Genomic DNA, 14,327 nt, shown 5'->3' with positions numbered 1-14,327 from the left:
GTTAATGTTTAGTGTTTTATCGCACCCAAAGGTAAGAATTGTAATCAAAAAATGCTCCGGTAACCCCTATTTTCTCTTGTATAAGGGGACGGAAGAGCAGGCTTCGCCATACATCACGCTTTTGGCGACCGACTGTATCTTTGAGGTAATCCAGAGGTAGGCATTGGGAGGTACCGGCTTGTTGGTACAGCCTTTGATAATGACGGGCCTGTCCTTGTATTCGGACACATCGAGCTGAGCAATAATCGATTGGTAAATGGTGGTCTCCAGTTGTTCCAGGTCCCCTATGACCGTCTTTTTGGCGAAAGGTTCCAATTGCGTGGCGATAAGCATATAGGCCCATCCGGGGATGATGGCATCGGTAGAACAGTGCAGGGCAACATAGGCATCCCGGTATTGTTTCCAGTCATGCTCGGCAACGAAAGCCCGAAATTCCTTTTCCCTAAGGATAATCCCTTCATAGAGCCAGTCCTTGATGTCCAAAAGCACCCGCTCCCCCTTGGGATAATGGTCTTCCAGGTCGAAGGTGACCAGCTTGCTCTGGGCCACTCTATTTACAATAGGTTCGGATTTGTCAGACATCGGATTTCAGATTTCAGTTGTCAGATATCAGATTTTGTTTTTAAATGTTTAATCAATCCAAAAGCAGTTTTCGAAACTCCCTCGCACAGGTGGAACAACTCCTCAAATCCTTTCTTACTTCTTACCTTTGACATCAATTATCAGTTGTCAGATTTTGTTTCTAAATGTTTGATTAATCCATAAATGGCTTTCGAAACTCCCTTGCATAAGTCGAACAACTCCCTGAATCCCTTTGCTCTGACATCTGACTTCCGACTTCTGACTTCTTATATCTACTTCACAGCATGCCCAGCTCCAACTTGGCCTCTTCACTCATCAAATCCTGCGTCCAAGGTGGGTCGAATGTTATTTCTACCTCAGCGTCCTTTACAGCATTGATGGATTTTACTTTTTCCTCCACCTCAACGGGCAAGGTTTCGGCCACGGGGCAATTGGGCGAGGTCAATGTCATCAATATCTTTACATCGTTGTCCTCATTGACAAAAACGTCGTAAATCAACCCAAGCTCATAAATGTCTACCGGTATTTCCGGGTCGTAAATGGTCTTGAGTACATTGACTATCTTTTCTCCCAGTTCCTGGGTGTTTATCACTGTTTCGCTCATAGGTCTTTCTTTAAGCCCTTTCCCTCCGGCCCCTGTTCAATTCAACTGGGTCTGGTAGGCAATGGCATACAATTTTAACTGCTTTATCATGCTCACCAGGCCATTGGCCCTGGTAGGCGATAAATGTTCCTTAAGTCCAATTTCATCAATAAATCCAGTATCCGCCTCAATGATGTCCTTGGGACTCTGATGGCTAAAGGTCCGTATCAGGATGGCAATAATGCCCTTGGTAATGATCGCATCGCTATCGGCGGTAAAAACCAGTTTATCGTTCTCCAACTCCGCATGGACCCACACCTTGCTCTGACAGCCCTTGATGATGTTATCATCGGTTTTATATTGTGTTTCGATCAGGGGCAAGGACTTTCCGAGCTCTATCATATACTCGTAGCGCTGCATCCAATCATCGAACATCGAAAACTCCTCTACTATTTCCTCTTGTATCTCGTTTATGGTCATTGGTTCTATTTGCGCAAAAGTACGACAAGTCCCTTAGCTATTCAACAATTTAAAGTAACATCGACCGGGCGCGCTCCACGGCCTTGACCAGCAGATCTACTTCTTCCTTGGTATTATAAAAGCTAAAACTGGCCCTTACCGTTCCGGGTATCCCAAAGAAATCCATAACCGGTTGGGCGCAGTGGTGTCCCGTTCGTACGGCTATACCCAGTTTGTCCAGGATCGTGCCAATGTCGTAGGGGTGAATCCCTTCGATATTAAAGGAAATCACGGAAGTCTTTTCCTTTGCCGTACCGTAAATCTTTAACCCCTCGATATTTAAAAGTTGTTGCGTGGCATAGGTCAACAGTTCATGCTCGTATTGGGCTATGCTTTCCATTCCTATGGCGTTTAGATAGTCCAAGGCTGCGCCAAAAGCGATTCCGCCACATATATTGGGGGTGCCTGCCTCAAACTTATGTGGTAGGTCCGCATAGGTGGTCTTTTCAAAAGTTACCTCGGCGATCATTTCCCCGCCCCCTTGGTAGGGTGGTAATTTGGTAAGCCATTCCTCTTTGCCATAAAGCATGCCCACACCCGTGGGACCACAAAGTTTATGCGCGGAAACGGTGTAAAAATCCACGTCCAATTGTTGCATGTCGGCCTTGATGTGCGGTGCTGCCTGGGCACCATCTATAACGACCGCCGCGCCCACCTTATGGGCCTCGTCTATAATTTCTTGAATGGGGTTGATGGTCCCCAAGGCATTGGAAACATGGTTGCAAAATACCAGTTTTGTGCGCGGAGAGAGCAAAGCTCGGTATTCGTCCATTAGCAATTCCCCCTCCAAGCTCATGGGGATGACCTTTAGGACGGCCCCAGTACGTTCGCACAGCATTTGCCAGGGAACAATATTGGAATGATGTTCCATGGCCGAGACCAATACCTCATCCCCCTTTTTCAAAAGTGAGGAAAATCCGTTGGCGACCAGATTAATACTATGGGTGGTCCCTGAGCTAAGGATAACTTCCTGGGGCTTTGCTATATTGAAATGCGTTTGGATTTTGTGCCGTGCGTTCTCATAGGCATCCGTAGCCTCCTGTGACAGTGCGTGCACGCCCCTATGGATATTGGCATTGTAGCTGCTGTAGTAATCCACGATCACATCAATGACCTGCTGCGGCGTCTGTGAGGTAGCGGCGTTGTCCAGGTACACTAACGGATTTCCATTGACCTTCCTGTTTAGGATGGGGAAATCTTTGCGAATGGTCTGTATATCCAATGCAGTTTGTATCATACTTTGCGTGATCCCAATGGCCTTACTTATGATTTTACAGATCGAATCCCAGGTTGACCCCTAGTTTATTGGCGATCAATTTATTGATTCTTCTCTTAAGTTCCGGAATGCGAACACTCTCCAACACATTATTGGCAAAAGCGTACATGAGCAGTGCCCTGGCTTCTTTCTTTGGAATTCCCCTGGACTGCAAATAGAACAATGCTTCCTCATCCAATTGACCAATGGTACAGCCATGGGAGCATTTTACATCGTCTGCAAATATCTCCAGTTGGGGTTTTGTATTGATGGTAGCCTTGTCGCTCACCAAAATATTGTTGTTCTGCTGAAAGGCATTGGTCTTTTGCGCGATCTTGTCCACAATGATCTTTCCGTTGAAGACCCCGGTGGACTTTTCACCGTAGATCCCCTTGTAATCCTGATGGCTTTCACAGTTGGGTTCTTTGTGATGTACCAAGGTATGATGGTCTACATGCTGCCTCTCCCCAAGAATGGTGACCCCTTTCATGGTAGAATCTATACGTTCCCCGTTTTGGTAAAAATTGAGGTTGTTACGGGTAAGCTTTCCCCCAAAGGAAAAGGTATGCACTTTTACCAGGCTACTGTCCTTTTGTGAAATGTAGGTGTTGTCTATCAGGGAGGCCGTGGCCACATCGTTCTGCACCTTGTAATAATCCACGATGGCATCCTTGGCCGCGAAAATCTCGGTCACTGAATTCGTGAACACCTCGTTCTTCGTTAAGCTCTGGTGCCTTTCGATCACCTGAAGCTCGGCATTGTCCTCCGCAATGATCAAACTGCGTGGTTGTAACAGCAGGGCCGCTTCGTTACCGGTGGAAAAATGCAATATTTCTATCGGTTTTTGAGCTACCTTGTTCTTGGGAATGTAAATATAGGCCCCTTCCTTGCTAAAAGCGGTGTTCAGATTGGTGAGGGATTCCTCCTGGGAGGCTACTTTGTTAAAATACACATCAATGACCGCCCTGTATTTTGGCTTGTTGAGGGCCGCACTCATAAGACATACGTCTACCCCGTCATGTGTGGTCTCCGAAAGGAAGGAACTGTAGATACCGTCGATAAAAACGATCTTATAGGTATCCATTTCATGCAGAAAGTACTTCTTGACCTCCTTGTATTCCAAGGCATCCACCTCGCTGGGAAAAATGCTAAAATCTACTTTTTTCAAGCTGTTCAGGGAGGTGTATTTCCAAGCTTCGTCCTTTTTTGAAGGGAAGCCCTTCCCTTCAAAGACCCGTAAGGCCTCTGATCGAATATCGTGCACGGGATCGTCTACATCAATATTGTTCTCGAAAGCCAGGAAGGAGGAAACCAATTTATCTTTTAAATCCATCTTTTTAATAGTTTCTTGTTTATCAAACCTTGTTTGACGTTTCAGGATCACACTGGTTTATTTTGTTATCGTTGCCATAACCGGAAACCAAATAAACCTTACACCACCGTTTCCTGTTTGATCCAATCGTACCCTTTTTCCTCTAACTCCAGGGCCAGTTCCTTGGTCCCGGATTTTACGATCTTACCGTTGTGCAACACATGCACAAAATCGGGAACAATATACTCCAACAGGCGCTGGTAGTGCGTTATCACGATTACGGCGTTGTCCTTGCTCCTCAGTTTGTTTACCCCATTGGCCACAATACGAAGGGCATCAATATCCAAACCGGAATCGGTTTCGTCCAAAATGGCCAGTTTGGGCTCCAACATCGCCAATTGAAAGATTTCGTTCCTTTTTTTCTCTCCACCCGAAAAGCCTTCATTCAGGGAACGCGACAGGAATCTGCGGTCTATGTCCAACAGTTCCGATTTCTCACGGATAAGCTTTAACATCTGATTAGCGGGCATGTCCTCCAGGCCCCTGGCTTTGCGTGATTCGTTGATCGCCGTTTTCATGAAATTGGTGACCGAAACCCCTGGGATTTCCACCGGGTACTGAAAGGAAAGAAAAATGCCTTTATGGGCCCGTTCCTCAGGGGCCGTGTCCTCCAGATCTTCTCCATCCAGAAACACCTGTCCCTTGGTGACCTCAAATTCCTCCTTGCCCGCTATGACGGCGGCCAAAGTGCTTTTGCCTGAGCCATTGGGCCCCATAATGGCATGCACCTCACCGGCATTGACCTCCAGGTTTATGCCCGTTAATATTTCCTTGTCCTCTACACTTGCATGTAGGTCTTTGATTTTCAACATTCTGCTCTGCGGTTTATTTAAACTGATCTGAAGCCTAAGGCTTCTTTTAAATTTATTTTATTGGATGCTGGTCTTACCCATGGGCACCCGCTTTGTCTTTTTACCTATCCTACCGAACCTTCCAGGCTTATTTCCAACAATTTTTGGGCCTCGACCGCAAATTCCATGGGCAACTTGTTCAAGACCTCCTTGCTAAATCCATTAACGATCAAGGCAATGGCCTTTTCGGTATCTATTCCCCTTTGGTTGCAGTAGAAAATTTGATCTTCACCGATCTTACTGGTCGTTGCCTCATGTTCTATCTGGGCCGATTTGTTCTTGGCTTCTATATATGGAAAAGTGTGGGCCCCACATTCGTTCCCCATCAACAGGGAGTCGCATTGCGAAAAGTTCCGGGCGTTTTTTGCCCTACTGTTCACCTGTACGAGCCCGCGATAGCTGTTTTGTGATTTTCCCGCCGATATTCCCTTCGAGATAATCGTGCTCTTTGTGTTCTTCCCTAAATGAATCATCTTGGTCCCGGTATCGGCCTGCTGATAATTATTGGTCACCGCGATGGAATAGAATTCACCAATGGAATTATCTCCTTTAAGGATGCAGGAGGGATACTTCCAGGTAATGGCTGAACCTGTTTCTACTTGGGTCCATGAGATTTTTGCGTTCTTTTCGCACAAGCCCCTCTTGGTCACGAAATTAAAGACGCCTCCTTTACCGTTCTTGTCCCCGGGAAACCAGTTCTGTACGGTAGAATATTTTATTTCGGCATCGTCCAGGGCGATCAGCTCCACAACGGCGGCGTGCAGTTGGTTCTCATCCCTAGATGGGGCCGTGCAGCCCTCCAGGTAGCTCACATAACTCCCCTCGTCAGCAATGACCAGGGTTCTTTCGAACTGGCCGGTGCCGGCCTGATTGATTCTAAAATACGTGGACAGCTCCATGGGGCAGCGTACGCCCTTGGGAATATAGCAGAAAGATCCGTCGGAGAATACCGCAGAATTCAGGGCCGCGTAAAAGTTGTCCTTTTGCGGCACTACGGTGCCAATATGTTTCCTTACCAGTTCCGGATGTTCCTGTATGGCCTCGGAAATGGAACAGAAAATTATGCCCTTTTCGGCCAGAGTCTTCTTAAAAGTGGTGGCCACGGATACCGAATCCATAACGATATCTACGGCAACACCGGCCAATTTTTTTTGTTCGTCCAGGGAAATTCCCAATTTTTTAAAGGTGTCCAGCAATTCCGGATCTACCTCGTCCAAACTGTTGTACTTGGGCTTTTTATTGGGGGCCGAGTAATAAGAAATATCCTGGAACTCCGGTTTCTTGTAGGTAACGTTGGCCCATTCCGGTTCCTCCATTTCCTTCCAGGCACGAAAGGCTTCCAGTCGCCACTCGGTCATCCATTCCGGCTCTTCCTTCTTTTTGGAAATTGCCCTGACAATATCCTCATTGAGCCCTTTCGGAAAGGTATCGGATTCAATATCCGTATAGAAACCGTATTCGTATTCCTTGGTTTCGAGCTCTTTCTTTAATTCTTCCTCTGTATACGCCATTCTTCTTAATGTAACAATTTCTCAATAGGCCAATTGACTAATTAGTTCTTGTTCAAATCGCCCTGCTATAAGGAAAAACTCTCCCCACAGCCACAGGTTCTTTGGGCATTCGGGTTGTTAAATACAAATCCTTTGCCGTTCAATCCTCCTGAATATTCAAGCGTGGTGCCCACCAAATAGAGAAAACTCTTTTTGTCCACAATGATCCGTACGGCATTGTCTTCAAAGACCTTATCCGTAGCATCGGTCTTGTCGTCAAAGCCCAATTCATAGGACAGTCCGCTGCAACCGCCGCTCTTTACGCCTACCCGCACAAAATCCTTCTCGGCATTGAATCCCTCCTCCGTCATCAAGGCGATTACCCTTTGCTTGGCTGTTTCCGATACTTTGATCATATCTTAATTGGATTTATTCTAAATAGTTTACAAATATAGGATATAAGTGGGGTTTTACCACATTTCCTAACATTATTATAACGTATGGAATGATAAGCGTTTTCTATGGTCAGATCAAAGAAAAATGGCCGGGTAGTTTATTTGACTTTCAGCACCACCAGATCGGTGTTCCCTTTGCTCTGTAGGTCCAGGAAATCGGTGCTTGCGGTCTCGCCTACCAAAAGGATGCTTTTGTCCGGGTTTTCCAGGGCATCGAAGCCGTAATCCAAACCGGAACCCCCATAGGAATGCTGCCAGCTTAAGTTGCCCTCGCTGTCGGTCCTCAGGAACCAAAGATCATTTTCCCCGGCATTGGAAGTGGCGTCCATGTCGGCGCTCTTGGAATTTCCCGAAATCAAAAATCCGCCATCCGCTAGGGAACGCACTTTCCGTGCGGCATCAAACAGGGTGCCGCCATAAGTTCTCTCCCAAAGCAAATTGCCATTATCGTCCACTTTAATCAGCCAAACATCGGATTCCCCGTTGTTTTTTGATATATCGGTATCCGTACTAAAGGTATTGCCTGTAATTACATAGGCATTGTCCAAGGTCCGGGCAATGCCATAGGATTTATCGATACCCGAGCCGCCAAAGGAACGTTCCCAGACCAAATCGCCCGTATCCGATACTTTCACCACCCAAAAATCATAACTCCCCTTGGTGTTGGAAATATCAAAATCGGTACTCTCCGAGGAACCGGTAATCACAAAGCCACCATCTTGTGCCGCCACTACGCCATAGGCCCTATCGTTATTGGTGCCGCCAAAAAAACGCCGCCAAACCAAATTGCCCGCAGCGTCCAATTTAGTTCCCCAAAACTCGCCCACGCCATGTCTGGTAAGGGAAGATAGGCCTTTCCCCACATTACCTTCCCCATTGGAGGCCGTTACGTCCAAAAACCCAACGAAGAAGTAGCCACCATCGGCGGTCTGCACTACATCATAGGAGTGGTCATGGCCCGAAAAACCAAAGCTCCTTTCCCATTCCACGGTGCCAGAGGCATCCAATTTCAGGATCCAATTGTCATGAAAGCCTTCATTGTTACTGCCATCGCCGTCATCGCTCATCGCGTATCCCACAATGGCATAGCCGCCATCCGAGGTTTGGATTACACTTTGCCCCCTATCGTCCTTACTACCACCATAGGTTTTGTTCCACTGCAGGTTTCCATCGGCGTCCAATTTTAACAGCCAATAGTCATTTACGTCCAGGGTCTTATCCGTAATATCCCCATCCACGCTATTGGTATACCCTAAAATGGCATAGCCGCCATCGGTGGTGGCCACAACAGACTGTGCAGTTTCCGAATTACTGCCCCCAAAATTCCGGACCCAATCCAATTCGCCTAAAAAGGCGGGTGTTTCGCCCACATCATCCAGCACCAAAGCCTCGTCATTGGAACATGCGAGCAAGCTCAATGCAAAAACGATATATACCAATTTTTTCATCAGTTCGCTTTTTGGATTATGAACAGTCCGGTATTGATATCGTTGACGATGATCTTTTCACTTGCAAAATAGGGGTAAACACTCCATACCCCATTAAAGGAGGCGGTGTTGTTTGTGGGAAAGGTGTCAAAAAAACCGGTTTCCACAATAGTGTTGCCATCAATTCCGGAAATGTCCAGGACGCGCACACCGGCCGTATAATTCGCCAAAAAGAATTCGTCTCCCCGCACATATCCGTTGTGATCTATGGCTGCCGTGGGGCCTAGATAGGTATCGTGCAGCACTGGATTGTCCAAATCCGAAAAATCAAAAATCAAGGTACGTGAGTTAAATCCGAAATCTGTCTCGTCCAGCTCATCCCCAAGGATAAAATACCGATGATCCTCTGTAAACCATCCCTGATGGGTATACCCAATATTTCCATACTGCAGCGTCGTAATCTCGGCTGGATTGGCCTTATCCGTAACGTTTGCCAATACAATCTGACTTTCGTTGGCGCCTACAAAAATTTCGCTCCCGGTATAGTCGGTATCCGGACCATTATAACTGATGACCTGGGCATCGTGGGTATAGCCATTGTCCGCATAGCCGCCGACGCCAACAGGGTTTTTGGGATCTTGGACATTGATAAAGTGGGCGCCACCATTGAAGGCGTCGTCTCTGGCCGTTCCCACGGCATAGGCAAAACCGGTTTGTTCATTGATGACAATATTGTGCGCATTTCCAAAACCGGTGTGCCGAGTATCAGCCGTAAAATTTTCGGGTGGACTTGCCACGTTTCTAAGCCTGGTAAGATCAAAGACCTGCATTCCGTGATCGGCCGCTTCCGACACGATAAAGGCATGGTCCTGGAATACCTTAATGTCCCGCCATCCGCTTGCCACCGTCGCTGTGGGCAATTTTCCCAGGTATACTAAATTGTCTGTATCCGTGATATCCACAAAAGCGGTTCCATTGTCGAGACCCACCAGAGCGTACTCCCTATTGTTGCTTGTATCGGTCCACCCCCATATGTCATTCCCGGAAGCAGCGTTGAAAATGCCAAGGGGGATACCGCCCAACAAATCGTACCCGTTGCAAGGGTAAATGTCGGCCACGCCGCCCACACAAGCAAAGAACCCGATCGGGGTGTCGTTGTTGCCCCCGGTCATATCATCATCGGACTGCATCCCGCCAATGGTATCATCATCATTATCCGAACTATTACTGGAGCAGGCTAGGCACAAAAAGCTAAAGAGGATGCATATGGGGTACTTTCTCATAGCGATATATTTGGGTAAACGATACTTTCTTTCTCTTAGTAAATATACGATATAAAATATATCCTCTTATTTTTGCAACATGATAGCGGATAAAAACCCCAAGCGGACTTCCTTGGAGGAACTGGGCGAATTTGGATTGATAGACCACCTGACCAAGGATTTTCCCTTGCAGCAAAAATCTACGGTCAAAGGTATTGGCGATGACGCGGCCGTACTCGATTTCAAGGATCGTAAAACTTTGGTGTCTACGGACCTCCTGATAGAGGGCGTTCATTTTGACCTAAGTTATATGCCCCTAAAACACCTAGGCTACAAAGCAGTTGTGGTAAATCTTTCGGATATCTATGCCATGAACGCCATAGCTACGCAAATTACGGTTTCCATTGCCGTTTCGAACCGATTTCCCTTGGAGGCCTTGGAGGCGTTTTATGAGGGCGTGGCCCTGGCGGCCAAAACCTACGGGGTAGACGTCGTGGGAGGGGATACTACCTCTTCCACCAAGGGTATGCTCATTAGCATTACCGCCATTGGAGCAGCCATGGAAAACAAAATTGTGTATAGAAATGGGGCAAAACCCAATGACCTTTTGGTCGTTACCGGGGACCTTGGCGGCGCCTATATGGGGCTGCAGGTACTTGAACGGGAAAAGGAAGTGTTTAAGGTAAATCCGAACAATCAACCAGACCTTGATGCCTATTCCTATATCGTGGAGCGGCAATTAAAACCTGAGGCGAGAAAGGATATGGTTGCTCTTCTGGACAAACTGGGCGTGCATCCCACCGCTATGATAGACATCAGCGATGGCCTTTCCTCGGAAATCCTGCACCTTTGTAAACAAAGCGAGGTGGGGTGCAATCTATATGAGGATAAGATCCCCTTGGATCCCACGGTCATTTCGAGCTGTGAGGAATTTGGCCTGGACAGCACTATGGTGGCGCTCAGCGGAGGAGAAGACTATGAACTGTTGTTCACTGTGGACCAAAAAGAATTCCCGAAAATAAAAGGCAATCCTAATTTGACTGTCGTGGGGCATATGACAGCCAAAAGTGAAGGTGCACATTTGATTTCCAGGAATATCTCTAAAATTCCATTGACCGCTCAGGGTTGGAATTCACTTGCCAAAGCATAATTAAGCCACCTGTTGTGGGGCGGCTCTATGTCTTTTTTGATATAAATTCTCCAGTGTATCGTTAATGTCCTGAAGTTCAGGGGTAAGTGCGGAAAGGCTACCACTGACATCAGTGGTTACCTGTTTGTTGCAATGGATACATTTATACTCTTTAATGTGAAGGGTCACTTTTTTGGAAACGGCATAATGGTGTCCAAAGAGGTTGCAAAAAACTGAACTCAGTTTGATGCCATAGTTAGAAAATGCTTTTTTCATACAAGTAGGTTTTAGGGGAAGCAAGAATAAGATTTGGGATCATTATTTTGCAAACTTCAATATTAATCTATTGGTCAATTGTTTAAAAGCCTTTGATTAAAGTACTTTATCACTACAACGGTACCGTGGTACACTTTATTGGGTACCCTCCATGATTTTTTATATATTTTCGATGAACGTATTTTTTTTCGACAAAAGGATATAATTTTCCGATGAGCTGCTGCTTTTAGATCTTTTGTTTTCACTTATCTTGCCGCATAATTTCATTCATGTACAAGACCAAAGAGACCTTTGTTACCGCCTTTGCCCTTTTTTCATTATTCTTTGGGGCGGGCAATTTGATTTTGCCCCCGCAATTGGGATTTAAATCGGGCGAACTCTGGTGGTTGGTCACCTTGGGTTTTTGTATCTCCGCCGTGTTAATTCCGCTCTGTGGCATTTTGGCCCATGCCAAATTACAGGGCACCATATTCGACTTTGGGAAAAAAGTATCGCCCGCCTTTAGCCTGATTTATTCCTTTATCATTTATGCCATCTCCATAAGCCTTCCGTCACCCAGAACCGCATCGGTAACCCATGAGATGGCCATAGCCCCATTTTTTAGCACTTCCTCCCTGCTCACCAGTATCATCTATTTTGTGCTGGTGTTTATCTTCGTCATGAACCGCAGCAAAATATTGGATATCATAGGCAAGCTTTTGACACCTGCCATTATCCTCATTTTATTGACCATCATAGGGGTTACCGCATTTTCTTTCGAGCTGGTCTTTGGCGCCACGGCCTTTGCGCATCCGTTTTCCCATGGCGTGCTAGAGGGTTACCAGACCTTTGATGCCATAGGTGCCGTAGTGGTCGGGGGCGTGATTATTATATCTATCAATCTTAAGAACACCGATGCCGGCTACGAGGAGAAAAAGGGCTTGATCAGACGGGCAGGCTGGTTGGCCGGGTTGGCCCTCCTTTTAATCTATGCCGGACTGATCTTTACCGGTGCCTTGATGCACGGCGAGTTCGATGCTGCGATTTCCAGGACCGGCCTCTTGAACGGGATCAGCATTAAAACCCTGGGCAGCACCGCCAACCTCTTTCTGAGTATTTTGGTGGGATTGGCCTGCTTTACCACAGCCGTGGGCATCGTGACAGGCACGGCCGACTTTGTAAAATACCGCTTTGGGGATTCACAGCGGGCGTATACCATAACCGCAGTTGTCGGATGCCTCTTGGGTATAGTAATGGGCCAATTTAATGTGGGCTATATCATCGCGGTGGCCTTTCCCGCGCTGATGTTTATTTATCCGATTACCATAGTCCTGATTCTATTGAACATCCTTCCCAACAAGTTTGCCTCCCCCTTGGTTTTTAAGAGTGTGGTGATGGCCACTATCATTTTCAGTATCCCCGATTTTTTGGGCAGTATCGGACTGGAAGACCTTATTGCCCCCATAAAAGGTTGGATACCCCTAGGGTCCCTGAACATGGGTTGGGTGCTTCCGGCCGTACTGGGTTTTGTACTGGCCAATGTTATGGAAATGAAAAGGGATTTCCCGGGATTGAAGAAATAAGAAAACCCGAAAAACCTATAGCTTTTCCCTTAGACCGGGAGGGGAATCTTTATCTATTTTTTTGCATCAATTCTTCGATTTCCACTGCCATGATCGGAATATTCCGCATCAGGTTAAACGGCTCGCCTTGTTCCTGGATGACCACATTGTCCTCTATCCGTATACCCATTTTTTCCTCTGGAATATAGATGCCCGGCTCCACGGTAAAGACCATGCCGGCCTTCATGGGGGTCTTTAAGGCCCCATAGTCGTGCGTATCCAGACCAATATGGTGGCTGGTGCCGTGCATGAAGTATTTTTTATAGGCCGGCCAGGCCTTGTTTTCATTTTGTACATCGGCCTTATCCAATAGTTTGAGCTGCAGCAATTCAGAGGTCATGACCTTGCCGACCTCCTTGTGATAATCTGCCCAGAGGGTTCCAGGGACCAACATTTTGGTGGCTTCGTTCTTCACCCGGAGGACTGCATTGTACACCTCCTTTTGCCGTGGCATGAATCGGCCGTTCACGGGAATGGTCCGCGTCATGTCGCTGGAGTAGTTGGCATATTCCGCAGCAACATCCATCAACAGCAGGTCGCCATCCGCGCATTGTTGGTTGTTCTCGACATAGTGCAATACATTGGCGTTGTTGCCCGATGCGATTATAGGGGTATAGGCGAATCCCTTGGAACGGTTGCGGATAAACTCATGCAGGTATTCCGCTTCTATTTCGTACTCCCAAACGCCCGGACGTACAAACTGCAAGATCCTGCGAAATCCCTTTTCCGTAATGGTGCAGGCCTGTTGCATCAAATCGATTTCTTCGGTTTCCTTTACCCCACGGATTTCTTGTAAAATGGGATTGCTCTTGGCCTGTTGGTGGGCGGGAAACTTATCCCTGCACATCTGTATAAAGCGATCTTCACGGGTCTGGGTCTCCACAGCCTGGCGATAATGTTCGTTGGTATTGAAATAAATAATGTGGGCCTCGGTCATCAGATCAAAAAAGACTTTTTCAAAGTCGGACAACCAATACACCGTCTGTATTCCGGAAACCTCGGTGGCCCTTTCCTTGGTCAGTTTTTCTCCTTCCCAGACCGCAATGTGCTCATTGGTCTCACGTACAAACAACAGCTCGCGGTGTTTGGGATCCAAAGCATCCGGAAAGAGCACCAAAATAGTTTCCTCCTGATCGGCACCGCTGAGATAAAAGATATCCCTGTGCTGCTCAAAGGGCATGGTGCTATCCGCACTTATGGGATAAATATCATTGGAATTGAACACGGCGATACTTTGTGGTTTCATTTGCGCCATGAACTTTTTGCGGTTCTTTTTGAAAAGGCCGTTATCTATTTGGTGATACTTCATATTGGTTGTGATGTTTTGTTTTATTTGGACCAAAGGACTACTGCCCCGTTCGTTTTGTCATTCCCGCACAAGATGTTGGTTCCTTTAATCGATAAAGATAAAAACATAATACGGATGAATAGTGATTATGTGTTTTCTGGATTCCTGCTTGCGCAGGAATGACATTTTATTTGGCCCAACAGCGCTAGGACAATCGGTTATTGTTTGATCCATTTT

The 14,327-nt window shown here is 46.8% G+C and carries 14 protein-coding genes; 2 read left to right on the top strand and 12 right to left on the bottom strand.

Translation table 11 applies throughout. The features are described 5' to 3' along the window. Positions 1–66 precede the first annotated feature (66 nt). From ACRD67_RS00640 to ACRD67_RS00595, 10 genes are all read right to left on the bottom strand, one after another. A complete protein-coding gene (locus ACRD67_RS00640) occupies positions 67–582 on the bottom strand; it encodes a DUF2480 family protein (RefSeq protein ID WP_430965016.1) in 516 nt (171 codons plus the stop codon). Positions 583–859: 277 nt separating this feature from the next. Continuing rightward, entirely contained in the window at positions 860–1,186 is a 327-nt protein-coding gene (locus tag ACRD67_RS00635; RefSeq protein ID WP_430965015.1) for an SUF system Fe-S cluster assembly protein, read from the bottom strand. 36 nt (positions 1,187–1,222) lie between these two features. Next, positions 1,223–1,645, bottom strand: a complete 423-nt coding sequence (locus tag ACRD67_RS00630) for a SufE family protein (protein ID WP_430965014.1) — start codon at positions 1,643–1,645, stop codon at positions 1,223–1,225. Positions 1,646–1,694: 49 nt separating this feature from the next. Then, a complete protein-coding gene (locus tag ACRD67_RS00625) occupies positions 1,695–2,921 on the bottom strand; it encodes an aminotransferase class V-fold PLP-dependent enzyme (protein ID WP_430965013.1) in 1,227 nt (408 codons plus the stop codon). Positions 2,922–2,955: 34 nt separating this feature from the next. Further along, positions 2,956–4,272 carry a Fe-S cluster assembly protein SufD gene (gene sufD, locus ACRD67_RS00620; RefSeq protein WP_430965012.1) on the bottom strand — a complete coding sequence of 439 codons (1,317 nt, stop codon included), beginning with the start codon at positions 4,270–4,272 and terminating at the stop codon, positions 2,956–2,958. 98 nt (positions 4,273–4,370) lie between these two features. After that, the gene (gene sufC / locus ACRD67_RS00615) at positions 4,371–5,123 is read right to left on the bottom strand and encodes a Fe-S cluster assembly ATPase SufC (RefSeq protein WP_430965011.1); all 753 of its coding nucleotides are present in this window, start codon (positions 5,121–5,123) and stop codon (positions 4,371–4,373) included. Positions 5,124–5,227: 104 nt separating this feature from the next. Then, the gene (gene sufB, locus ACRD67_RS00610) at positions 5,228–6,673 is read right to left on the bottom strand and encodes a Fe-S cluster assembly protein SufB (RefSeq protein WP_430965010.1); all 1,446 of its coding nucleotides are present in this window, start codon (positions 6,671–6,673) and stop codon (positions 5,228–5,230) included. A gap of 65 nt (positions 6,674–6,738) precedes the next feature. After that, positions 6,739–7,068 carry a HesB/IscA family protein gene (locus ACRD67_RS00605; RefSeq protein WP_430965009.1) on the bottom strand — a complete coding sequence of 110 codons (330 nt, stop codon included), beginning with the start codon at positions 7,066–7,068 and terminating at the stop codon, positions 6,739–6,741. 137 nt (positions 7,069–7,205) lie between these two features. Further along, positions 7,206–8,555 carry a hypothetical protein gene (locus tag ACRD67_RS00600; RefSeq protein ID WP_430965008.1) on the bottom strand — a complete coding sequence of 450 codons (1,350 nt, stop codon included), beginning with the start codon at positions 8,553–8,555 and terminating at the stop codon, positions 7,206–7,208. Continuing rightward, positions 8,555–9,817, bottom strand: coding sequence for a choice-of-anchor B family protein (locus tag ACRD67_RS00595; protein ID WP_430965007.1), 1,263 nt, complete (start codon positions 9,815–9,817; stop codon positions 8,555–8,557). The genes ACRD67_RS00600 and ACRD67_RS00595 overlap by 1 nt, the downstream gene beginning before the upstream one ends. Before the next feature lie 79 nt (positions 9,818–9,896). On the opposite strand from ACRD67_RS00595, the gene thiL reads away from it, so the two are divergent. Continuing rightward, complete coding sequence (gene thiL / locus ACRD67_RS00590; protein ID WP_430965006.1) at positions 9,897–10,946, top strand: thiamine-phosphate kinase; 1,050 nt, start codon at positions 9,897–9,899, stop codon at positions 10,944–10,946. Here thiL and ACRD67_RS00585 read toward each other — a convergent pair whose 3' ends face one another. Then, the gene (locus ACRD67_RS00585; protein ID WP_430965005.1) at positions 10,947–11,201 is read right to left on the bottom strand and encodes a DUF1660 family phage protein; all 255 of its coding nucleotides are present in this window, start codon (positions 11,199–11,201) and stop codon (positions 10,947–10,949) included. Between the two features lie 269 nt (positions 11,202–11,470). Here ACRD67_RS00585 and brnQ point away from each other — a divergent pair, with 269 nt between their 5' ends. Then, positions 11,471–12,763: a branched-chain amino acid transport system II carrier protein gene (gene brnQ, locus ACRD67_RS00580; RefSeq protein ID WP_430965004.1), complete on the top strand. Its 1,293-nt coding sequence runs from the start codon at positions 11,471–11,473 to the stop codon at positions 12,761–12,763. A gap of 49 nt (positions 12,764–12,812) precedes the next feature. Here brnQ and ACRD67_RS00575 read toward each other — a convergent pair whose 3' ends face one another. Further along, positions 12,813–14,111 (bottom strand): aminopeptidase P family protein, encoded by a 1,299-nt coding sequence (locus tag ACRD67_RS00575; protein ID WP_430965003.1) that lies wholly within the window; start codon positions 14,109–14,111, stop codon positions 12,813–12,815. Between the last annotated feature and the right edge of the window lie 216 nt (positions 14,112–14,327).

This window comes from Eudoraea algarum, assembly GCF_050589645.1.
Taxonomy (GTDB): Bacteria; Bacteroidota; Bacteroidia; order Flavobacteriales; family Flavobacteriaceae; genus JBNGOQ01.
This window is presented reverse-complemented; position numbering and strand designations above follow the sequence as displayed.

Coding starts and splice junctions, on each gene's coding strand:
- ACRD67_RS00640 (WP_430965016.1), bottom strand. CDS start 582: ATGTCTGACAAATCCGAACCTATTGTAAATAGAGTGGCCCAGAGCAAG.
- ACRD67_RS00600 (WP_430965008.1), bottom strand. CDS start 8,555: ATGAAAAAATTGGTATATATCGTTTTTGCATTGAGCTTGCTCGCATGT.
- ACRD67_RS00595 (WP_430965007.1), bottom strand. CDS start 9,817: ATGAGAAAGTACCCCATATGCATCCTCTTTAGCTTTTTGTGCCTAGCC.
- sufB (WP_430965010.1), bottom strand. CDS start 6,673: ATGGCGTATACAGAGGAAGAATTAAAGAAAGAGCTCGAAACCAAGGAA.
- ACRD67_RS00635 (WP_430965015.1), bottom strand. CDS start 1,186: ATGAGCGAAACAGTGATAAACACCCAGGAACTGGGAGAAAAGATAGTC.
- ACRD67_RS00625 (WP_430965013.1), bottom strand. CDS start 2,921: ATGATACAAACTGCATTGGATATACAGACCATTCGCAAAGATTTCCCC.
- sufC (WP_430965011.1), bottom strand. CDS start 5,123: ATGTTGAAAATCAAAGACCTACATGCAAGTGTAGAGGACAAGGAAATA.
- ACRD67_RS00575 (WP_430965003.1), bottom strand. CDS start 14,111: ATGAAGTATCACCAAATAGATAACGGCCTTTTCAAAAAGAACCGCAAA.
- sufD (WP_430965012.1), bottom strand. CDS start 4,272: ATGGATTTAAAAGATAAATTGGTTTCCTCCTTCCTGGCTTTCGAGAAC.
- ACRD67_RS00630 (WP_430965014.1), bottom strand. CDS start 1,645: ATGACCATAAACGAGATACAAGAGGAAATAGTAGAGGAGTTTTCGATG.
- ACRD67_RS00585 (WP_430965005.1), bottom strand. CDS start 11,201: ATGAAAAAAGCATTTTCTAACTATGGCATCAAACTGAGTTCAGTTTTT.
- brnQ (WP_430965004.1), top strand. CDS start 11,471: ATGTACAAGACCAAAGAGACCTTTGTTACCGCCTTTGCCCTTTTTTCA.
- ACRD67_RS00605 (WP_430965009.1), bottom strand. CDS start 7,068: ATGATCAAAGTATCGGAAACAGCCAAGCAAAGGGTAATCGCCTTGATG.
- thiL (WP_430965006.1), top strand. CDS start 9,897: ATGATAGCGGATAAAAACCCCAAGCGGACTTCCTTGGAGGAACTGGGC.